Source organism: Bartonella capreoli, assembly GCF_902813205.1.
Classification (GTDB): Bacteria; Pseudomonadota; Alphaproteobacteria; order Rhizobiales; family Rhizobiaceae; genus Bartonella; species Bartonella schoenbuchensis.
In genome coordinates, this window is the sequence record NZ_CADDZX010000002.1 from 196,241 (window position 1) to 219,699 (window position 23,459).

Genomic DNA, 23,459 nt, shown 5'->3' on the forward strand with positions numbered 1-23,459 from the left:
TACAATTTAATCTTCTAACAAAATGGAAATTTTATGATTTTATGATAAAGCGTGTTCAATCTTTAAACACCTGTGTAAAAATTGAATGTACCAATTGGCCTGTTTCTTCAATAAGTTTCTCAACGCGCAGCAAATCAGGCTCACCAACGCTATGCAATAAGAGATCACCTAGTCCAGGCGGCATATCATCAGGATTAAGATAATCATTTAAGCAAAGGCGTATAATTTGACTCAAATTTGTATAAAGGCAATAAGCGTGATGTAATTCAGAAATAAGTGATTGATCAAGAAAACTTTTCGGTAAATGAGAAAGAATATCAGCAGTCGTCGTTCCAATCTGGAATTCAATCATATGAGTTATAAGAGCATATTGAGCAATAAATTCAAGCTCCATAATTCCACCAGGTATAGTTTTTAAATCCCATCGATTTTTTGGTGGTTTTTTTTGCTCAATTAAAGCACGCATTTCACGTACTTCTTTTGCTATCATTTTTTTGTCGCGAGGAAGTGCAATAATTGCACGAACCTCATTTTCTAATTTTTGTAAAAAATCAGCATCGCCAGCTATACCCCGTGCTCGGGTTAAAGCAAGATGTTCCCATATCCATGCTTCCTTACGCTGATATTTTGCAAAAACTTCAAAAAAAACAGCAACAGGCCCTTTATTGCCCAATGGTCTCAATCGTAGATCAACCGCATAAAGGACACCTTGACCTGTAGAAGAAGATAAAGCAGAAACAAAACGTTGTGTTAGACGAGTATAATATTGGGAAACATAAAGAGGCTTTTCTCCATCAGATTTTTCTGCGTCCTCATCATGATCATAAAGCACAATAAGATCGACATCTGAGCCTGCAGTTAATTCACAGCTTCCAAGCTTACCCATACCTAATATGCCAATACGTCCTCCTTTAACATGACCATGACAACGAGAAAATTCTTCTTGAACAACAGCAATCGTTTTTGCAATCATAAGATCTGCAAGTGTAGTAAAAGCAAAGCCTGCTTTATCTCCTGTAATTGTACCGTTCAAAAGCCGGATACCAATTAAAAAACGTTGCTCATCTGCAAAAATTCTTAAACGATCCAGAATATCTTCATAAGCAGTTACACCCTCAAGGAAATAATTAATTTGATTTTCTAGATAAGCTTTTGTCGGTAATTCTGAAAAAATTGTTGGATCTAGCATTCCATCAAAAACATGCGGTTTACGTGTAATAATTTCCGCAAGGCGCGGAGCTGCTCCCATAATACGTACCAACATATTTAAAAGAGATGGATTAGACTGCAATAAACTAAAAAGTTGAATCCCTGAAGGTAAACCTTGCAAAAAACTATCAAAACGCAACATCGCCTGATCAGCTCTTTTAGTAGCACCGAAAGCTTTCAAAAGTGCTGGTGTAAGTTCCGTTAGCCTTTCACGTGCTTCAGCAGATTGAGTGGCTTTATAACGCCCACAATGCAGCGTGCGCATAATACGACAAATATCACTAGCCCTTTCAAAACCTAAACGACTTAATGTGATAAGTGTTTCGGGATCATCTTCTTCACCTGTAAAAACTAAATTGCCAATTTCCAAGCCAAGTTCTTGTTCATGCTCAAATAGCGCTGCATAATGTTTTTCAACTATTTTAAGTGTTTCTAATAAATCGCTAATAAAGCAGTCTTTCTTTTTATACCCCATCAAATATGCAACACTAGTGAATTGAGAAACATCCTCTGGTAAAATATGTGTTTGCTCATCTGCAAACATTTGAATACGGTGCTCAACATTACGTAAAAAAGCATAACTTTTTATAAGGCTATCTCTGGTTTCCTTACCAATCCAACCAAGATTATGAAGTTCTTTCAACATTGCAACTGTCTCACGTCCACGCAATTGAGGAAAGCGTCCACCTGCAATTAACTGTTGTGTCTGAACAAAAAATTCAATCTCACGAATACCACCTCTTCCCAATTTTATATTATGGCCAAAAGCAGCAATCTGACCATAATTTTTATACGCATGGATTTGACGTTTAATAGAATGAATATCAGCAATAGCAGCATAGTCTAAATATTTTCGCCATATATAAGGTGAAAGATCTTTCAGTACATTAAAACCTGCAATAATATCACCTGCTACCGGACGTGCTTTAATCATAGCTGCACGTTCCCAATTTTGTCCACGTCCTTCATAATAACGCAAAGCTGCTCCTACCGGTAATGCTAAAGGCGTTGAACCCGGATCAGGACGAAGTCGCAAATCAAGCCGAAAAACATATCCATCAGCAGTGCGAGCTTGAATGATATGGATCAATCGACGTACTATTTTAGAGAATACATCGACACTTTCACAAAAATCACTAACATGAGGCAACGTGTCATCAATAAAAATAATAAGATCTATATCAGAAGAATAATTAAGTTCTCCTGCACCAAACTTTCCCATACCTAAAATGATCAAACCACAATTTTGTTCTGGATTGTCACGATTAAGCAAATTAATCTTTCCATGATCATGCGCTTCCCTTAAAAGAAAACGTAAAGCCGCACCCAAAGCCGCTTCACCCAAGTGGGTTAACCACATACATGATACTGCGCAAGTAAAAATACCACTTAAATCAGCTAAAGCGATAAGAACATGTGCTTCTTTTTTCTTGCGTCTTAAAACAGCCATTAATGAAACTTCATGAATACCTTCAACTCTATCGATAGCTGCAATATCTTCTATAATTTTGCTAAGCCTTGTTTCTATATCAACGTCCAATAAGGAATTAAGATAAGATGGATTGACAATCAAAGCTCCACGCAAAAAAGGAGATAAAGTCATAACTGCACTAATGAAATCAACCCGCTCTCCCCCAACTGTAATATAGGAAACCAATGATTCTAAATTTTCTTTTCTTGCTTGTTCTGTAATATCCTTCAACCATTTAGAACCACTTTCATCAAGTGGACGTAAAGAGAGAAGCTGTGTTTTTAAAAAAGCTTTTTTCATCTACATTTCCTTGAGGAAGTATTTTGAGTTTCGTTTTATTGTATTTACATTATAGACTTAGAAAAACAGTCTTACACACATCAAATAAGGTGATGAAGTAAACAAATATTAAGGAAACATCAAAACAGCTCTAAGCCCTGGGTTTGCATCTTCAAGTAACAGCTCTCCCCCATGAAATTTCATAACAGCTTTTGCTATACTTAAACCAATACCACAACCAGGCTGTGTGCGGCTTTTCTCAAGACGAATAAACCGTTCTGTTACTTTTTCACGCTTATCTTCTGCAATTCCCGGACCATTATCACTAACCACAACGAGCAAACATTCGCCACGGTATTCCATTGACAAAGAAATTTCTGTATTTTTTTCACCACTAGGTGCATATTTGATTGCATTATCAATAAGATTAAAAATCGATTGTGCAATAAGTTCACGATTGAGCCTGACCTCTTTATCAAATACATGCCCTAATCGAAGCAAAATACCCGCTTCTTCAGCAAAAGGTTCATAAAGTTCAACCGCATCTTCAAGAATTAACTTCACATTCATGGGTTCAAGACGCGCAATAGAACTGCTAGCTTCAATGCGGGAAATCATCAAAATAGCATTAAAAGTACGAATAAGTTGATCTGATTCAGCAATAACATCATCCAGCGCTTGCCGATATTCAAGCTCTGTCTTTTGTCCTGACAGTGCTTCTTCAGCGCGATTTCTAAGACGTGTTAGCGGCGTTTTAAGATCATGAGCAATATTATCTGATACCTGACGTAGACCAATATTTAATTCTTCAATACGATCTAACATAACATTGAGATTAGCTGATAATCGATCAAACTCATCACCTGCTTGAGAAACAGGTAAGCGCTCACTAAAATCACCATCCATTAAATGTTGTGATGCAGCTGTGACACGATCAATCCTCTGCAACGCCCGTCTGCCAACAAAAAACCATATTAGCAAAGCCCCTCCAACCATTGCTATAAGAGCAATCACCACAGCTTTACGAATAACCTTTGCAAAACGTTCTGGTTCATCTAAATCCCGTCCAACAAGAAGTTTCATAGCATTTGGTAAATCAACAACAACTGCTAAAGCACGATGCTCACTTGTTTTGCCATGCTCTCCAAAACGTGAATATAAAAAAGAATCCGAAAGAAAGCCATTATATTTAAGCAAACCAGGTTCAATACGCGCAACATTGCCTGTTAAAATACGCCCCATAGGATCAGTAACAAGATATAGAAAAGCTCCAGGTTGTCGCGAACGATAATCAATAGTACGCATTAATAAAGACAACCCACCATAATTATAAGCGCTTTCAATATTCCTTAATTCTTCACGTAAAGCTTGTTCAGTTTGATCTGTTAATAATGAGACAGCAAATGCTGTCATATAAATAGAAAGACCAGCTGCAACCAAACTAAACAATAAAATATAAAGTGCAGAAAGCCTTAGAGCAGTTGTGCGCATTATATTGATTAAACGGTTCATATTGTTTTATCTGGAGCCTTTAGCATATATCCAGCTCCACGTACCGTATGTAAAAGTGGAATATCAAAGTCTTTTTCAATTTTTGCTCTCAAGCGAGATATATGAACATCAATTACATTTGTTTGCGGATCAAAATGATAATCCCAAACATTTTCCAAAAGCATAGTGCGTGTAACAACCTGACCAGCATACCGCATTAAATATTCAAGCAAACGAAATTCGCGTGGTTGTAATATGATATTTATTCCACCACGTTTTACTGTATGCGCTAACCGATCAAGCTCAAGATTGCCTACGCAATAAACAGTTTCTGCCTCTTTAGGGCTTTTCCGTCGTTGCAATACTTCAACACGTGCAAGAAGCTCTGAAAATGCATAAGGTTTTGTTAGATAATCGTCACCTCCTGCACGTAAACCCGTTACACGGTCATCAACTTGCCCTAAAGCAGAAAGAATAAGAACTGGCGTTTCATTACCCTTGGCGCGTAATTCAGAAACAATGGACAGACCATCACGATGCGGTAGCATCCGATCAACAACCATAACGTCATAATTGCCTGTTTCAGCCAAAGAATAACCAGTGTCCCCGTCACAAGCAATATCAGCTGTATATCCTACTTCCAAAAACGCTTTTTCAAGATAACGTCCTGTTTCACGATCATCTTCAATGACAAGTATCTTCATAAGACGCTTCTCCAATTATTTTATTAAACAATTATGGGACAGAAATTTATAAAAATTCTGTCCCACTGTTAACAGACGTTATTTCTTAACAATTTGAAGAGCAATAAAACGATTTTGATCATTTGTACGCACTTGCAACAATATTGCATTTCGTCCTAGCTTTTGCGCATTCTTAATTGCATCAGTAATATCAGATACTTTTTTGATCGGCTTATTATTAACTGTTACAATTACATCACCAGGGCGAATTCCCTTCTCTGCTGCTTCTGAATCGGAATCCACATCGTTTACAACCATTCCTGTGCTATCATCAGAAGGGGTTACAATCAAACCGTAATCTTCTAGAGTTTCATTCGAACTCTGTTGTTTACTTGATGAAGACCTTGAAGCCTCTTTCTTATTTTCACTTTCTGGCATCGCATCAAGCTTAACTTTAATTTTTTCTTCTTTGCCAGATCTCCAAACATTTAAGACTGCTGTTTCTCCCGGTCTAATATGTGCAATACGCCTTGCTAGATCACGCGCATCAGTAACCTTTTCACCATTTACTGCAATAATTACATCACCTGTTTTAATACCAGCCTTCTCTGCAGGCCCTTTGAGTGGATCAGTAACTAAAGCACCTTTGGTTTCTTTTAAACCTACTGAATCAGAAATTTCCTTGGTTACTGGCTGAATCTGAACACCAAGCCAACCACGTTGAACTGAACCTTTTTCAATAAGCTGCTTTACAACCTGTTTTGCTGTTGTCGCAGGAATAGCAAATGCAATTCCAACGTTTCCTCCAGAGGGAGAAAAAATTGCTGTATTAATCCCAACAACTTGCCCATTAAGATTAAAAGTTGGCCCACCAGAATTCCCCCTATTAACAGCAGCATCAATCTGAATAAAATCATCATAAATACCAGCACCGATATCACGTCCACGTGCTGAAACAATCCCTGCTGTTACAGTTCCACCAAGACCAAATGGATTACCAACAGCAACAACCCAATCGCCAACATAAAGCTTTGAATCATCAGCAAAATCAACATATGGGAATGTTCGTTTATCATCCACTTTTAACACTGCCAAATCAGTTCGAGAATCTGTTCCAACAAGTTTGGCATTAAGTTCTGTACCATCATCAAGAACAACAGAATAGCTTGTTCCATCAGAAATTACGTGATCATTAGTCACAATATAACCATCAGACGAAATAAAAAAACCAGATCCAAAAGCTATAGGACGGGGTTTATGCGAACGATGAGAATGCTTATTGTTAGGCCAACTATGGTCATAAAATTCTTTGAAAAATTTTTTAAAAGGATGTTGATCAGGTAATTGATCAATACCTGGAGCACTAAAAAAGCCATCAAAGAACCACTCTTCTTTTTTTGCATTGCTCTTCACCTGTACTGAAACAACAGCAGGTTTTACTTGAGATACAACATTTGCAAACCCCTGCTGCTGCACTGATGGAACAAACACAGGATCTGCATGAGCCGCTGTTATCCAAAAGTTTGATCCACTCAAAAACATTGTACTTGCTAAAACCGTAGAAAGACCTATTGCCGGTGATATCATACGGAAGATTGGTTTAACCATTTTGTGTGCTCCTATTTAGTAATATTGAGGTCTTTATTAAAATTAGTAATAAAACAACAGACCTTACCGTTTTCTGTCTAAATCGTTAAAGTTTTGTAAGGTTAGACAAACAACAATTCATAATAATAGATAGAGACAAAGCATTAATTTAAACAGACCAAACTTCTTTTCTGTATATAATTTACTTCACTTTGATAACATTTTTAGTCATCTCTATTCATTAGTTTTGAAAGCGATTAATTTTGAGCGTTTACGGCGTTTTATTTGAAAAAATATAACACTGATACCAATGATAAGAAATATCAGAGGAAATAACCATAAAAACCATGTTACTTTATTGAACGGTAATTCTAATAAAATAAATTCACCATATCTTTCAACAAGGAAATCAATAATCTGTTGATCACTATCACCTGCTTTTAAGCGTTCACGTATTAAAAGGCGTAAATCATGTGCTAATGGAGCATCTGAATCATTAATCGATTGATTGTAGCAAACTGGGCAACGCAACTGTGATGAAATATTACGAGCCCGTGATTCAAGTATTGGGTCTTCTAAAATTTCATGTGGCTCTACTGCTATCACAAATTGTATAGGAAAAAGAATAACACAAAAAATAATAGCCCAACAGAAAAACCTTTTCACCACAATACTCTTTCAAAAATATTTAAAATTGGAAATTACTCATTGATGCATCCTCATACGTAACCAATAACCTAAAAAGGAAAAACAGCCACCAACTGCCATCATCAATGCGCCAAACCAAATACAGATTACGTAAGGTTTCCACCGTATATACACATCAAGACCTTGGTCACCTATCCGACCTGGTTCAACATAAAATTGAGAAAAACCATAACTTTCAATACCAACTTTTGTCGTTGATATATTTTTACTTGAGTAAAATCTTTTTGATGCCGTTACATTGCGCACAGATTTCTGATTTTTATATATTTTAAAATCAAATTGCATTTCAGAATAATTTGAGAAAGCAACATTACGTAATGCGTCAAAACGAATAGTTTTACCAGCTATTGTAACCGTATCCCCTATTTGCATGGTTAACATCTGTTCTTGCTCAAAAGTTGCAACACAAACAATACCAAATAATGTGACCCCTAATCCCATATGTGCCAATGCAGCGCCAAAAACAGACCATGGTAACCCAAAAAATCTCCTCGCTCGTATCAGCATGGGTGTTTTTCTATGACCGCTCTTCACCCAAAGACCAGCTAAACTACCCAAGACAACAAAAATTGAAAGCCCAACTCCCAAAGCTGCAAAAATATCACGCCAAGACGTTGTATAAAATGTGACAAAACAGGCCACGCAAGCTAATACAAAAACAAACCACAACCGCTCAAAAACTGCAAGAAAATCGCCGCGCTTCCACGCTATCATTGGCCCAAATGGAACCAACAATAATAGCACCACCATTAAAGGTCCAAATGTAAGTTTAAAAAAATGAGCACCTACGGAAATCTTTTGTCCAGTTAATGCTTCAATAAAATAAGGATAAACTGTACCAACTAACACTGTTGCTGTTGCCGTGGTGAGAAATAAATTATTTAAAACAATAAAACCTTCACGCGAAATTGGTTGAAAAAAACCACCTGTTTTCAAAACAGGTACACGCAAAGCAAAGAGCAAAAAAGCCCCACTTATGAAAAAAAGCAAAATAGCAAGAATTGCCTGCCCACGTGCTGGATCAACAGCAAAACTATGAACAGACATTAAAATACCCGAACGAACAAGAAAAGTCCCCATAAGAGAAAGAGAAAAAGTAAGAATAGCTAAAAACAAAGTCCAACTTTTTAAGGCATTTCGCTTTTCAAGAACAATAGCAGAATGCAAGAAAGCCGTTCCTGAAAGCCAAAGCATAAGTGAAACATTCTCAACGGGATCCCAAAACCAATAACCACCCCAGCCAAGTTCATAATAAGCCCAATATGAACCAACCATAATTCCAAGCGTTAAAAAAACCCATGAGAGAAGAATCCATGGACGTACCCAACGTGCCCAAACTCTATCAACATATCCTGTAACTAATGCAGCTATTGAAAAAGAAAAACAAACTGAAAAACCAACATAGCCTAAATAAAGAAGTGGTGGATGAATTGCTAAAGCATTATCCTGTAAAAAAGGATTAAGATCATTTCCTTGTAATGCTGGTGGATCAATACGTACAAATGGGTTGGATAAAAAAAGAATAAATAAAAGAAAAGCGCTTGTAATCCAACTTTGGCAACTTAAAACTAATGCTTTAAATTTTTCTGGCAGTTGATGACTAAACAATGCCACTAATGCGCTAAAAAAAGCTAGGATTAAAACCCATAATAACATTGATCCTTCGTGATTACTCCAAACACCAATGATCTTATAAAACATTGGTTTTTCTGAATGAGAGTTCTCAACAACATTCAGAACAGAAAAATCAGATACCATATAGGCATGTACAATAATTGAAAAAGACAAGAACAATAATATAAAGATGATATATGCCAGTGGTTCCACTATCCGCATCAATGAGCGCTCTGCCCACAAAACACCCAAAATAGGTAAAAAAGCTTGCAATAAACTAACTGCAAATGCTGAAGCTAAAAAAATATGACCCAATTCAACGAGCACGATCAAATGCCCCTTCCATACTATGACGCTTTTTTAAATGACCAGCTGTTTCCTTAGACATATAAGTCTCATCATGTTTTGCCAAAACACGTGTGCCTATAAAAAGCCCCTGTTCGTCAAAATATCCTTCTACGATAACACCCTGCTCTTCACGAAATAGATCTGGTAATATGCCATTGAAAACTACTTTTTGGCGCTTTGAATGATCAGTCACGAAAAAAGTTACTTTCATCTTGTCACCGTATTCAACGGTCCCTTTTTCAACAAAGCCACCTAGACGCAAAGAGTGACCTGTTAAAATATCCTCCCTAGTGATCTCAGATGGCGTTCGGAAAAAACTTGCAGCATTACGCATTGCGTACAACAAAAAGCCTGCTGCAATTGCCAGTATAAAAAGACATAATAAAATGAGTAGCAAACGCTTTTTTTTCCGCTTTTTCAAAATAAGCTTAAGTGAAGGGAGACTTTTTAAAGATTGACTGTTCATAGCCTATTTACAAAAAATATTTTTATAAATTACGTGATATACATAAGTACAATTTAATCATTCATATATTTCATCTTTTTAGACAGCTTTGCAGTATTCTATACACTGATCAATTTGCTTATCTAATATTTTACTACTCAATAAGCCCATTTGTTTCAATAGCCTTAAGCTGCTCCAATTTACTTCTTTGACATCTAATGACATGTATTACGTAACTGAACTATCATTTCTTCAATACGGGATCTTCCTGGAACATCTTTAGATATTGTACCGAGAAAATTTTGTAAAAGCTGGACTGCCTGTTCAGGTTTACCAGCCTGACAAAGTGCATCAGCTAAAAATAAACGAGGATAAAAATCATCTGGAGCTAAATCTGCAGCCTTTTGAAAAGCATTCTGCGCTTCTTGTGTAATTATTCCGCCTTCATAACCAACCAACGCTAGACCATACCCCATCAACCGTGGAGCTGTCTCTCCATTTAAACGAAGTGCATCTAAATAAATATTCACCGCATCCTGAAAAAGACCTTCCTCAAAATAACTGATTGCTAAAGCATCTGCTATCTTGCCATCATTGGGCGTGCGAAAAAAAAGCGTTTGTAAACGTACAAGTTTCTCACGCCTATTTAACGTTTGTGGATCCTTATCCATTAATTCATTAAAAAAATAATTTTTGGTTCCCGGACTGCCTGTTAAACTATAAATACCGCACGTTACAAATGGAACAAATAAAATAACAAATGCCTTTAAAACACAAAGGCCCTTACGGTGCTTATAAGGTTTTTGTACAAAAGCCTTGTGTGTTTCAACAGAAATAGCTGTACTGGGTAATTCAAGATGTACTTCTTGTATGCGCTCTTTATCAATGAAGTTATGTTCAAAGCCAGATTCAATTCTATGAATCTGATTTTTGCCCTCATCCATAACCAAAACTTGCCCATCTTTTTTAGATCCATAGTCAAAATGCAGCAAAAAAAAGATAGCAATTGTTAAAAGAATGAGAAAAAATGCAGCTAAAATTAATAATAGCATATTACTGTAATATCATTATAATAATTAAAAAGCTATAATCTGTTCTTCTTTACTTCGTAATTCATGTAAGAAATCCCCTAGTTTCCATTAGAATTGTGACATGTACTACTATAAACTGTTTGTAGCGTATCATTGAGGATAAAAAACTGTATTGATAACAATTTTCAAACCAACTTGGATAAAATAATCCTAGTATCACCATTTATAGGAATACTTACCTCGTATAAACATTCAAGTGATTTTTTCAGTATCCAACATCCTCTAATACATTATATCCTTTACAAATTTTGTAATGACTTGCCAAAAAAAGCATTAAAAAACCCATGAAAACAAAGCCACTTTTGCATTATGACTTGAGCAAAATTCATTATTAATTTTACCCACATATACAAAGACTCCACTTATAGATCTTTAGTGTATACAAACACCATCCTAATATACAAAAAATGACTTTTTTACCTCAATGCGTTGTATGAAGATACTACTCTATTTATTAATTCTAATATACGCGCCTCTTAGAAAAAATATATTTACCGCCTTGGCAATAAAACTTTTGTATATAATCCACCCAATTTAGAACGTGATAAAGAAAGACTTCCCCCATATTCACTGACTATATCTGAAACGATCGCTAATCCTAATCCCGTTCCCGGTTTACTTTCATCAAGTCGCTGTCCCCTTTTTAAAGCTTTATCTATTTGCTCTTCTGTTAAACCAGGACCATCATCTTCTATAATGATATTAAAGAATGCTTCCTCTTCAACACCCTCTTCTAAACCACAGCAAATTAAAATTTGGGTGCGAGACCATTGAGCAGCATTCTCAACCAAATTACCGACAACTTCCTCTAAATCTTCCCTTTCACCAGAAAAAATAATATCATCAATATCCATGATAAATTGAATATGTTTATCAGGATTGAGCTTTTCCATGACCCGCACCAAACGATCGAGCACTTTGCGAACAGACGTGTGATTAATAATACTGTTGCACTGCGCTGCAATCCGAGAACGTTGTAGATAATGATTGATTTGAGCCTGCATTATTTTAGCTTGTTCACATAATAAAACGGCCTGTTTTCCGCTCATTTTATCAGTTTCATTCATGATAACTGATAAAGGTGTCTTCAATGAATGAGCAAGATTACCCACTTGCATCCGAAATCGTTCAATAATACGCTGATTATTATTAATAAGAGCATTCATTTCTTGTGCCAACGGCATAACTTCACTCAATAAATCCGTATTGACATAATCAGCTTTACCTTCACGAATATCATTCAATGTTTGTCGAATCCGTTTCAATGGTTGAAAACTAAAAAAAATAACAGCAATATTGATAAGAACACTGCCTATACCAAAACTCCAAAGAAAAATTTGTAAAGTTTGCTTGAACTCTTTTACTTGCGCATGCGCTTCATCAATATTCCCAACGAGGCGAAAACGAGCAACCCTATTCTGATTATCTAAAACAATATCGCTTTCAATAACCTGTAGGTTCTTACCATCATCCCCTTTTACTCGATAAGAACGAAAGAATTGATTGTCAAAAGGCACATCAACATCGCTTGGTGAAAAAATTTTTTTAGTTCCCAATGACGGTGACACCAATCTTCCATGTAAATCAGGTGATACAGCAACTACTTCCCAATACCACCCTGATGTGGAATCTGAATAACGAATATCATCAAATCCAAGACCTCCTTTTAAATACCCCTCAGGCGTTACAGTTACAGTTGCAATAAGACTATAAAGCTGAGCAGAAAGAATACGACATAGACTTTGTTCACTTGAACGCTGATAAAATAAAATACTAATTGCTGAAATAGACGAAATCGAAATAGTAACCCACAATGTAGACAAAATCATAACGCGTAAACTGAGAGAGTTACCAATAAAATAAAAGAACTTCTTAAACTGGCTATTGTTCTTCAAAGCTGTCATTTGTCACCTAATGTTTTTACCCGATACCCCATTCCACGAACAGTCTCTATCAAATCTACTCCAAGCTTTTTTCGTAATCGCCCTACAAAAACTTCAATCGTATTTGAATCTTTATCAAAATCCTGATCATAAAGATGTTCGATAAGCTCTGTCCTTGAAACGATTTGATCACAATGGTGCATAAGGTAAGAAAGAAGCCTAAACTCATGTGATGTCAATTTAATCAATTGACCATCAACAAAAACACGAGAAGTCTTAGTATCTAACAAAACACTCCCACAAGATAATGAATTTGTTGCATGGCCTGCAGCTCGACGAATTAACGCCCGCAACCGTGCTATTACCTCTTCTATATGGAACGGTTTAACAACATAATCATCAGCACCTGCATCAATGCCAAGTACTTTATCAGACCAACGATCGCGTGCTGTTAGCATTAAAACAGGCATGGAATACCCCTCTTGGCGCCATTTCTCAACAACACGAATCCCATCCATGCGTGGTAAACCAATATCAAGAATTACAGCATCGTAAGGCTCTGTACTTCCTAAAAAATAAGCTTCTTCACCATCAAAAACACAATCAAAAACATATCCTGCATTTTTCAAAGCTTCTGCTAATTGATCATTAAGATCTCGGTCATCTTCAACAATTAAAATGCGCATTACTATACCTGCACAAAAAATTAATCAGCAGGAACAACAACTTCAACACGACGTGGTCTCTTACCATTATGAGCAGGCACTACGATTACAACCACGCACATATTTTCGCCATCTCGCATAATTGGTGTTGAGCGCGTCAACATTCCGCCTTGACGGCTAGCAATTCTTTTACCCACCTCAGTACAATCGGCCGCTAAAACAGAATCCACACTGATGACACTTAAGAACATTATAAATAAGAAAATTTTTTCTATCATAAATAGCTTATAATCTACTTTACCTGAATAGAAAATGAACAATAGAATTTTTATTTACGCAAAATCATAAAGTAGTACCTGACTTGCAATGATAAATTCCAAAAAAATTAACTTATATGATACCCTAATTATCTCTACAACAACATAACATACACTTCCCACACGTACGCCATGTATAGAACAAACAAGAGCAGATATCCAAAAATTTTAGATAAACAAATTTATATTTACTTTTAAAAATTCTAGTCTCAATTTATTTTTTATGGAATCCAAATTATAAGTCATAAAACCCAAATCAAAAAATAAGGAATCTATAGAAAGAATTATTTTTAACTCAGCAAACCAACTTCATGCATTTTGAGCAAAACTTCACGATCAATCTTACCTGTTACGGGAAGATTAAATATTTTTTGAAACTGCTTTAAAGCACGCATAGTTTTTTCATCTTCTATACCAGTGATTGTCACCTCTTGGTTACCAAACATACGTAATGCTTCCTGTACCCGTATAATATCTATAACAAGAGGCTTTAAAATAACTTCCTCTGAGTGAGTTAAATCACTTGTTGTTATTGGATTATTTGCCATCTCTACTTCGCTACGCTCAATGAGTGCAGCAACTTCATCTTTCGGATGTTTTGACACAATATCTTTATCTTTTTGCACTAGCAAAGTTTTATTAGCAGTTTGTTGTTTCCATAGCTCTATAGCACGACGCATCTTAAGATTATGCACACCATCTAAAGGACCATCATACAATCCAAGTTCTGCTAACTCTTTTTGTATTTCTAACAAATCCTCCGGTAAAGCACTCTGCAAAGAATTGAACGATAAATTTTGATGCAAACTCTTTATAGCAGGTACAGGAATAACAAAAGTATTTTCTTGAGATGTAGCGCGTTCTTTAAGTAAAATAAAATTTTGTATAACAGTTGGAACTGCCGCCAAGCTCATTTCAACGAAGCTATCCTGACGCATTTTTATTTGTGAAAACAAAGCATTGAAAGCAAAAAAACCAAAACTGATAATAAAAAAGAAAAAGCCTATAACCAATAAAGCATTTATGCGCGTACGATGATAAAGCCATTTTACTAACCAAAGCAGAAAACGGCAATTTATTAAGAAAAATGTTATAATAATACTACGCTTTTTTATGACTTTCGTTTTGCGCGTTTTTCGTTTTTTTGCCATTATTTTAATTTTTTATTTTTAACCGTAATTGCTTTCCGTATAAAATCAAACTTATTATCACTTTCAGCTAGAAAAGCATACCTACTGCTATCATTTGTACTTTTTAAGTTAGACTCAATATGTTCATTATACCGATATACAAACTTACATACACAAGTAAGACAAGTCTTAATCTATTTTTCTCAATTTCACATTGCCACAATATTTTTAGCAATCTGTAAAGAGATATCTAGTTTATATAACATTTTTTCATCTCAATCTTACTTGCATATAATACCCTCTAACAAATTACCTTAACAATGTTGTATCTTAAATTACACTTTTCTTGTGCTTATTATGCTATGACGAAATCATATTGAGATATATTTCATGATTATTAAAAGCCAACTTTGCAGCATATTTTTTTCCTAGATAGCTTATTTATGAACTTATACCCTTTGACGTAATGATTTGATCAATACAAATTCAAATATAGTATCACACGTTGATAGCAATTTTATCCACTAATATCCTGCTCAATCTTATAAGATTTATTTCGGATTCTATTTGCAATATCTGAAGGGTAAAAAACTATTTAACTTTCTCACCGAAAATGCGCATTTATTTTTTCGGCTTTTCATTCTTCTTCAATATAAGCCACAAAATTAGCACCGCCTAAAATAACAACAAACAATTAAAAAAATAATCAAAAATACTGAAATGAAAGATCATTATCTAAACTTTTACATCACGTATTAAATAGCATAAAAACAAAATGTATAAGGTCTGCCTTATAAACCCAAATTACAATTGGTCCTTTTTACATTCACCCAAATCATCTAAAAAACGTAAAAATATAATCCAGTTTAAGGTACATAGAATCCATTAAAACACTTAAGGTTTGAAATTTCTTTCATAATAAAACGTTAAAACAAATAGCTATATAACACCTTGAATATCAATTCATTACCCTAATTCAAGGGCGTGATTATTGACCATGTCCCCTTTCGTAACTGCGTTTATTCCTATGTATTTACAAAATGAGAGAATTTTTACAAAACAAATTAGAGATCTAGTTTTTTATGAAAAGAAAATAAATAACGCCTGTACACGAGACTATATCATATATTTTGGCAACAAGAGCTAATAATGCAATTTTAAAAATGAACGCAAAATTTTACAAAGTCAGTGTGATATAAATCTTTCATCAAGGAAAATAACATAAATTATTTTTTTATTCAGTTGTAACTACAGTATGTTGGTGTTCTATGATACGTTTTTTAATCAAATCAGCATTTTTTCTATTTATTATTTTTGTAGTTATTTCATTTTTTTCTGCAAAACCAAAGGACAATCACTCCTCCAGCCTAGAAGCTAATATAACAGCAAGCGATGCTATTATCGCTTTAAAAAATACAATCACTGATTTAGGAAAATTCTGTGAGCGTAATGTAGAGGTTTGTAAAACTGGAAAATCCTTTTTCAACCCACTTGCTGAACGCGCACGTGATGGTGCAAAAATAGCCTATGAATACCTTGATAGTATATTTAGTAATAAAAATACCATTCAACCTGAAAATACTACCTCAGAAGACGAGATTTTACCCCCTGCAGAAAAGCAGATCAAACAAGATTATATAGAATTACCTTGAAACAAAAATTCTTAACTTTTACTGTTTTTTTGTATTTTACAAGAAAGAGATACGTATCTGTCAACTAAATGTACTATACAATCACAAAAACAAAACAAGGATTGAAGTTATGGCAGAAACGATTGATGATATCATAGAAAATTTTTCCTTTCTTGATAACTGGGAAGATCGTTATCGTTACATTATTGAACTCGGCAACGAGTTACCGCCCTTTCCAGAAAATGCACAAAATGATGCTCACAAAGTTCCTGGTTGTGTCAGTCAAGTATGGCTTTTATTTTCACGTGATAATTCAGAAGATCCTATATTAACATTTCAAGGCTATTCCGATTCCCATATTGTTCGTGGGCTAATTTATATTCTTCTCGCCTTCTATTCAGGTAAAAAAGCCTCTGAAATTCGTATAGCTGATGCTGAGGGATTGCTTAAAACACTCGGTTTAAATGAACAATTAACACCACAACGATCGAATGGTTTTAAATCTATGATTGAACGAATTCGTACTGAAAGTTATTCATAACCTTTAAAACTTTCATACTAACAACTATATAAAGCGCCTTATAAAAATGTACTTTCAAAAAAGTATTTTGAGATGTTAAATTTGAAGAGTGTTTTTTTGAAAATAGATTATTTAGTTTTCTTTTTTTGGCGTTTGCGCCCAAGTCCCATTTCCTTAGCTAAAGTTGAGCGGGCCTTTGCATAATTAGGCGCAACCATAGGATAAGAGCTATCCAATTGCCATTTCTCACGATATTCCTCAGGAGACATTTTATAATGTGTCATCAAATGACGCTTTAAAGATTTAAACTTTTTTCCATCTTCAAGACAAATAAGATAATCAGGAAAAATTGAACGTTTTGGATTAACAGCAGGTTTTTGTTTTTCAACTCCAGCTTCTGCCGATGCAGCATTCTCCACTTTCAAAAAAGCAGCGTGAACATCAGCAATTAGACCTGGCACTTCAGTCGGCCGAATTGAATTATTACTTACATAAGCAGCAACAATATCAGCAACTAACGTAATAACTAAATTGCTTTCAGTCTCTAGGACTGGGTGATGTTCCATCCTTGTTTCCTTTAATTTTAAAATTGAGGCAATATTCGCATTTACACTCATGACATTGAAATTTTAATGCATATAAGTTTCATATTGTACAAAAATCTTTTTTGTCAATTCAATTATTTTATAAAATCATCTCAACACAGAAAAAACAAATAAACTCCTCCTTTTTGACATATTATATTATAAAAATTCAACTTGTTCCTTTTATAAGCTAAGTTTGTGTTACAAGATATCGTCTATAAATACAAAACATAGCATAAAATTAATCATTTTTCATTGAATTTATAAAGATATTTAATACAAAATCATGATATATAGAACGAGTTTTGTATTAAACAATGATAACTTCATAGTTTTATATCCACCATGCAAATCTCAATTTTGGTAGATAAACAACTTTTTAAAATACAAAAAGTGACTTAAACAATTTTTTAAGTTCAGCAAAAAAAGAACACTGCAGACAAAAACAAAAATCAAAAACGTACAAAAACTTAAGAATGGTATGGTTATTAATACCAGAAAGATATAACATCACGTATTAATACAATATTTAAAAACTCTTTCTATTCAGATTTTGATATCTCTATTTTCAGTATAATCTTATTTTGTATATAATAGAAATTAACTTAACCATGTTTTACAGGTAAATTAGAATTTACAAGTTTATGCTATTTGCATGAATGGTGTTGCTCTAACATATGAATAAAACCATTAGATCTTATAGGACCATGGTATGATGCATCTACCTAAACTTCCCCCAAAAGCATCTAAAATCATTTATAAAAAGATGTATCACGGTATTTACCGAGAGGATCCTTACCATTGGCTGCGTGCAGCTAATTGGCAAGATGTTTTAAAAAACCCTAGCTGTCTTGATGAAAATATTCGACGCCACCTTGAAGAAGAAAATGCTTATCAAACTTCTCAAATGGCCGATACAAAAACATTACAAAATCTGCTTTTTGCAGAAATGAAAAACCGCATTCAAGAAAATGACAGTTCCGTTCCTATAAAACGTGGCCCTTTTGCCTATGGGCTATGCTATAAAACTGGGGGAGAACAGCCACACTATTTTCGTACACCAAGAAATGGAGGTAAAAAAAACATTTACCTTAATGGTGACATTTTGGCTGAAGGTAAAGATTATTTTAATCTTGGCTCAGTCCATGTATCTCCCGATCATACACATGTTGCGTGGAGCTATGATGATAAGGGTTCTGAATTTTATACAGTTAAAATTCGTAGCTTTAAAACATTATCTGATTACACAGATACAATCATAAATACATCCGGACAACTCGTCTGGGACGCTAAATCTGAAGGCTTTTTCTACACTAAAATGGATAAAAACCACCGCCCCTCAGAACTCTATTACCACCAATTAAACACTGACCCATCTCAAGATAAGCTTATTTTTCATGAAGATAACCCCGGGTTTTTCTTACATGTGAGTGGCTCAAAGCTTAATGACGTTATTTATATTAACATTCACGACCATGAAACATCAGAAACCTGGCTTATCCCTGCTACAGCGCCCCTTACAGCACCCCAATGTGTACAAAAACGACAAAAAGGCATTGAATATTCGTTTACAGAAGGAGGCGATGTTTTTTATATTCTCACCAATCAGGATAATGCAAAAGACTTTAAAATCATGGTCGCCCCATATTCATCTCCGCAATCAGAAAACTGGTCTGAGCTTGTACCCCATCAACCCAGACGACTGATCCTATCTCACGATGCCTATCAAGATTTTTTTATTTGGTTTGAACAATTTGAAGGGGTTCCTTCTATACAACTTATGGAGCGTTCAACAAAACAAATTCATTCCATTGCCTTTACAGAAGAAGCCTATTCCTTAGATCTACAAGGGGCTGCAGAATATAATAGCCAAACCATTCGTTTTGCTTATTCATCTATGACAACACCTAATCAAATTTTTGATTATGAAGTAAAAAGTCGTAAACGAGTGCTTTTAAAAACACAAAAAATCCCTTCTGGGCATAATAAAGATGACTATGTAACACGGCGTATTACAGCAATTGCAGATGATAGTGAAAAGATCCCTATTTCTCTTGTATATCATAAAATTACTGCGCTTAATGGTAGTGCACCTTGTCTACTTTACGGTTATGGTGCTTATGGATTTTCCATTCCTGCAAGTTTCAATAGTAATGTACTTTCATTAGTCAATAGAGGCTTTATCTATGCCATTGCTCATATTCGTGGTGGAAAAGAAAAGGGCACTGAATGGTATGAAAAAGGAAAACATCTTTTTAAACACAATACATTTTATGATTTTATTGCCTGTGCACGTCATCTTGTAAATCATAAATTTACTGCTCATGACCGGCTAATCGCCCAAGGTGGTTCAGCAGGAGGAATGCTGATGGGAGCTATAGCAAATCTAGCTCCTCAGGATTTTGCTGGCATCGTTGCTAATGTCCCTTTTGTTGATGTTTTAACAACAATGCTAGATGCTTCATTGCCCCTAACACCTCCAGAATGGCCTGAATGGGGTAACCCTCTTGAATCAAAAGAAGACTATAACCTTATCGCTTCTTATTCACCCTATGATAACATCAAACACCAGGAATACCCCCCTATTCTTGCCATTGCAGGCTTAACAGACCCTCGTGTAACCTATTGGGAACCTGCAAAATGGGTAGCAAAACTGCGTGATTTTAAAACAGATGATAATACAATTTTATTGCGTATAAATATGGATTCAGGTCACGCAGGTGCGGCTGGACGTTTCTCAAAATTGGAAGAAACCGCATATATATACGCATATATCCTAAAAATAGTTGGAAAAATTATTGATAACTAAACATCTTACTAATAAAGGCCCCACAATCTAATAAATTATGAAGCCTTTATTCTTTAAGATAAATAGCCCTATAGACTACTTAAAACCCGCAATTTTCATACAGTTCTAAAACATAATCCCAATTAATTAAATGATCCACGAAAGCCTCAAGATATTTCGGACGTGCATTACGGTAATCAATGTAATAAGAATGCTCCCACACATCAACACCTAAAATAGGTTGAGCATCATGAATCAGAGGGTTTTCACCATTGGGTGTCTTCATAATCTCAAGCTTGCCATTTTTAACAGCTATCCACGCCCAGCCAGAACCAAATTGAGTACTACCAGCTGCAATAAAATCTGTACGGAATTTCTCATAACCACCAAGATCAGACTCAATAGCCTTTGCTAATTTTCCAGGTAGCTTCTGACCACCACCACCTTTTTTCATCCAATTCCAAAAATGATGATGATTATAAGATTGAGCTGCATTATTAAACAAACCAGGATTTTTGCCAAAACTTTCCTTAATAATATCTTCAAGGCTCTTATTTTCTAAACCTAAATCTTTTACCAAATTATTTGTATTAGTAAGGTAAGCAAAATGATGCTTATCACGGTGATATTCAAGCGTCTCACGTGACATATAAGGTAACAGGGCGTCATAATCATAAGACAATTCAGCTAATTCAAAAGCCATTTTAAAAATCTCCTCGATTCTAATTATTAAGCTCTCTCCCAAAATTTACTTTGGCACTTACAGCACTTAAAAGCAAATGTTATTGAATATTTGTTTACAATCAATTTAGCTTTAAAAGCCGTTTTTATAAACCAATTAAACTAATGAGAAACTAAACACTATAATGGCACTAATAAAAAAAATATGCCAAATTAATTTATAGAAAATTGTTCTCCTACTAAGTCATCAAAAAAGATAAAAATTATAAACTAAAAAAGTTCTTATCCCCCTTATTTAGTAAAAATAATCTAAGTTTGAATATATTTAAAAATATCACAATATATCGCACTTAATGAAAAGCTTACCAATGCATACATAAAATTAAATCTATATTTATGCTATCAATAAAATGAGTAAGCACATAAACACATCAACTATAGTCATTCCTCTTCACAAATTTTAGAATATTAACACAAGCTGCTTACATTCCTCTGACTTACTATGCCTTCTAATTACACTCTATATTTGTAAAATCTAATCATAAACATGAATATGTATTTTGATGATACCGTCATTAACTGAAAAGTATATCCATGAATAAACCGGATTAATGCACGCTTGCATGTCATCGATAAAATTGTGATAGAGTGCAAAAACCGTTTTATTGACCTTACTAAAACCAATAAGCAGTACCTCACCCTCATTATTGATCTGGTAAAACTATTATCAGATATAAAGGAAGTATATTTCCCACGACTTGCAATGGCCGCACTGCTTTTTGCTCTTATTTTACTTGAATTAGCAAAAACATTTGAAACGGGACCCTATCGGCCATGAAACATTTATATCTATGGGAAAAGGGCAAAAAACTAACCAAAGAAAGCTTTGGTAATCTGTTGAGAGATGCTTGTAATACAGCTGGCGTTAAGAAATCAGTTCAGTTCATGGATTGAGAAAATTAGCAACAACAAGAGCTGCATGTAGATGCCACGATTTTACCAGCTAAAGCACTTTGGATAGACTGGAGATGATATGGCATCACTCTATAAAGACTAAAGACAGCAAATAGAAAGCGACCTGCCATAAAAGCAATTAAAAAACTTCAAAAAAATGAGAGATAGCAAAAAATAAGGGCAATAGAATCAATAAGTACAAATTCCTTTATTTGTACAGTAGCCGATTTATTTTATTGATATTTGGCTGGGGTACCTGGATTCGAACCAGGGAGTGCCGGTACCAAAAACCGGTGCCTTACCGCTTGGCTATACCCCAAAAAAAGAAAACTATTACACTCTGCTCGCGCCTTATACCGATTCTTGTAATTGTACGCAATATCTGAAAGCTAAAGCTTTCATTTTTCTTCTTACAAAAGCTTTCTAATTATTACAATAACACAGAGCAATACACCACAAATATTAAAAGAACTATACCAAAAAAAATCTATACGTTTATTCTCTTGATCAAATAATTTTAGTTCACATTATAGCTGTTATAGCTTTTTTATCATAAATATCATCATTTCACAGAGTAAACTTAATTCAAATATCCTCTTGAAAAACGCTAAAATTATTGAATAACGGCAACTAAACAATACTTAAGCGATACAGTGATTATATAAACTTTTCGTGTATAAAAATGGTATTTTCCTTAGTTATTCTCTTATAGATAAATATTATCGCAGCTGAGTTTAGAAAATTCAACAAAAGATCACGTGCTATCACTCAAATAGACTTCTCATATGTAACGATACACTTTATTCCCAACTATAAATAATTGCTTTTCATAAATCATCCCCCTTCTAAGATATTGAAATACGTTTAGAAAACTTCAATGACAAAAATTTCTAAAACATATGGTATAAAAAATTGGAACTTGCTGTATTAGTTTGGATCCATCGTAGATGGAGGGAGCAAAATAAACAAAAACTAAATGAATGCTATTAATGAAGTAATAGTAACGAATAAACATTACCCTCTTAGAGATTCTATTCCATCATGAGTGCTATATAGTCATAAATTGTAAAGCACTTTTACAAAAAATTCTCTTCCAATTTCATATTTTACAGAGAAATTTCAATCACATAACACAAATAAGTACTTATTTATAAGATCATAAATAACTCTACACAACATTCATTTTCGATAGTTATTAGTAAATTTACATAAGTAGTAATCAATGTTTTTTTGTTTCTTTAATATATTCACCTATTATTTTACAGGTAAAGAAACATCACTATCAGCATTCAATAAAAATTCCACAAGTCTAATACTTTAATACCTATTACGCATCATAAGATACGGTATGTATGCATAACATGATAACATGCTTTGTAC

17 protein-coding genes, 1 tRNA gene and 1 pseudogene are annotated in these 23,459 nt (G+C 34.6%); 4 read left to right on the forward strand and 15 right to left on the reverse strand.

Going from position 1 to position 23,459, the window contains the following annotated elements:
• Positions 1–55 precede the first annotated feature (55 nt).
• From J7R05_RS02850 to J7R05_RS02905, 12 genes are all read right to left on the reverse strand, one after another.
• Positions 56–2,980 (reverse strand): bifunctional [glutamine synthetase] adenylyltransferase/[glutamine synthetase]-adenylyl-L-tyrosine phosphorylase, encoded by a 2,925-nt coding sequence (locus J7R05_RS02850; protein WP_208541111.1) that lies wholly within the window; start codon positions 2,978–2,980, stop codon positions 56–58.
• Positions 2,981–3,088: 108 nt separating this feature from the next.
• Positions 3,089–4,471 carry a sensor histidine kinase gene (locus J7R05_RS02855; protein ID WP_208541112.1) on the reverse strand — a complete coding sequence of 461 codons (1,383 nt, stop codon included), beginning with the start codon at positions 4,469–4,471 and terminating at the stop codon, positions 3,089–3,091.
• Positions 4,468–5,154, reverse strand: coding sequence for a response regulator transcription factor (locus J7R05_RS02860; RefSeq protein WP_208541113.1), 687 nt, complete (start codon positions 5,152–5,154; stop codon positions 4,468–4,470). The genes J7R05_RS02855 and J7R05_RS02860 overlap by 4 nt, the downstream gene beginning before the upstream one ends.
• 78 nt (positions 5,155–5,232) lie before the next feature.
• On the reverse strand, positions 5,233–6,741 hold the full coding sequence (locus J7R05_RS02865) for a Do family serine endopeptidase (RefSeq protein WP_208541114.1): 1,509 nt from the start codon (positions 6,739–6,741) through the stop codon (positions 5,233–5,235).
• A gap of 213 nt (positions 6,742–6,954) precedes the next feature.
• Positions 6,955–7,386, reverse strand: coding sequence for a cytochrome c-type biogenesis protein (locus J7R05_RS02870; protein ID WP_208541115.1), 432 nt, complete (start codon positions 7,384–7,386; stop codon positions 6,955–6,957).
• A 39-nt stretch (positions 7,387–7,425) separates the two neighbouring features.
• Positions 7,426–9,369, reverse strand: a complete 1,944-nt coding sequence (locus J7R05_RS02875) for a heme lyase CcmF/NrfE family subunit (RefSeq protein WP_208541116.1) — start codon at positions 9,367–9,369, stop codon at positions 7,426–7,428.
• Positions 9,359–9,856 (reverse strand): cytochrome c maturation protein CcmE, encoded by a 498-nt coding sequence (gene ccmE / locus J7R05_RS02880; protein ID WP_208541117.1) that lies wholly within the window; start codon positions 9,854–9,856, stop codon positions 9,359–9,361. Before ccmE ends, J7R05_RS02875 begins: the two co-directional genes overlap by 11 nt.
• A gap of 194 nt (positions 9,857–10,050) precedes the next feature.
• The gene (locus tag J7R05_RS02885) at positions 10,051–10,887 is read right to left on the reverse strand and encodes a tetratricopeptide repeat protein (RefSeq protein WP_208541118.1); all 837 of its coding nucleotides are present in this window, start codon (positions 10,885–10,887) and stop codon (positions 10,051–10,053) included.
• A 530-nt stretch (positions 10,888–11,417) separates the two neighbouring features.
• Complete coding sequence (locus J7R05_RS02890; protein WP_208541119.1) at positions 11,418–12,830, reverse strand: sensor histidine kinase; 1,413 nt, start codon at positions 12,828–12,830, stop codon at positions 11,418–11,420.
• Positions 12,827–13,495 (reverse strand): response regulator transcription factor, encoded by a 669-nt coding sequence (locus J7R05_RS02895; RefSeq protein ID WP_034990115.1) that lies wholly within the window; start codon positions 13,493–13,495, stop codon positions 12,827–12,829. The genes J7R05_RS02890 and J7R05_RS02895 overlap by 4 nt, the downstream gene beginning before the upstream one ends.
• Before the next feature lie 20 nt (positions 13,496–13,515).
• Positions 13,516–13,752, reverse strand: a complete 237-nt coding sequence (locus J7R05_RS02900) for a hypothetical protein (RefSeq protein ID WP_010703503.1) — start codon at positions 13,750–13,752, stop codon at positions 13,516–13,518.
• Positions 13,753–14,081: 329 nt separating this feature from the next.
• Positions 14,082–14,942, reverse strand: coding sequence for a peptidoglycan-binding domain-containing protein (locus J7R05_RS02905; RefSeq protein WP_208541120.1), 861 nt, complete (start codon positions 14,940–14,942; stop codon positions 14,082–14,084).
• 1,247 nt (positions 14,943–16,189) lie between these two features.
• Here J7R05_RS02905 and J7R05_RS02910 point away from each other — a divergent pair.
• Together J7R05_RS02910 and J7R05_RS02915 are read left to right on the forward strand one after the other, a co-directional pair.
• Positions 16,190–16,573: a DUF5330 domain-containing protein gene (locus J7R05_RS02910; protein ID WP_208541121.1), complete on the forward strand. Its 384-nt coding sequence runs from the start codon at positions 16,190–16,192 to the stop codon at positions 16,571–16,573.
• Between the two features lie 109 nt (positions 16,574–16,682).
• Positions 16,683–17,093: a SufE family protein gene (locus J7R05_RS02915; protein ID WP_208541122.1), complete on the forward strand. Its 411-nt coding sequence runs from the start codon at positions 16,683–16,685 to the stop codon at positions 17,091–17,093.
• A 107-nt stretch (positions 17,094–17,200) separates the two neighbouring features.
• On the opposite strand, the gene J7R05_RS02920 is transcribed toward J7R05_RS02915, so the two are convergent.
• Positions 17,201–17,638, reverse strand: a complete 438-nt coding sequence (locus tag J7R05_RS02920; protein ID WP_208541123.1) for a Ros/MucR family transcriptional regulator — start codon at positions 17,636–17,638, stop codon at positions 17,201–17,203.
• Between the two features lie 733 nt (positions 17,639–18,371).
• Here J7R05_RS02920 and J7R05_RS02925 point away from each other — a divergent pair.
• Positions 18,372–20,465 (forward strand): S9 family peptidase, encoded by a 2,094-nt coding sequence (locus tag J7R05_RS02925; protein WP_208541211.1) that lies wholly within the window; start codon positions 18,372–18,374, stop codon positions 20,463–20,465.
• 79 nt (positions 20,466–20,544) lie between these two features.
• Here J7R05_RS02925 and J7R05_RS02930 read toward each other — a convergent pair whose 3' ends face one another.
• Positions 20,545–21,147: a superoxide dismutase gene (locus tag J7R05_RS02930; RefSeq protein WP_010703497.1), complete on the reverse strand. Its 603-nt coding sequence runs from the start codon at positions 21,145–21,147 to the stop codon at positions 20,545–20,547.
• A 753-nt stretch (positions 21,148–21,900) separates the two neighbouring features.
• Here J7R05_RS02930 and J7R05_RS09615 point away from each other — a divergent pair.
• Positions 21,901–22,247 (forward strand): annotated as a pseudogene (locus tag J7R05_RS09615) (tyrosine-type recombinase/integrase); the annotation flags it as partial.
• A gap of 76 nt (positions 22,248–22,323) precedes the next feature.
• Here the strand turns inward: J7R05_RS09615 and J7R05_RS02940 are convergent.
• Positions 22,324–22,398 (reverse strand) — tRNA-Gln (locus tag J7R05_RS02940).
• Positions 22,399–23,459 lie beyond the last annotated feature (1,061 nt).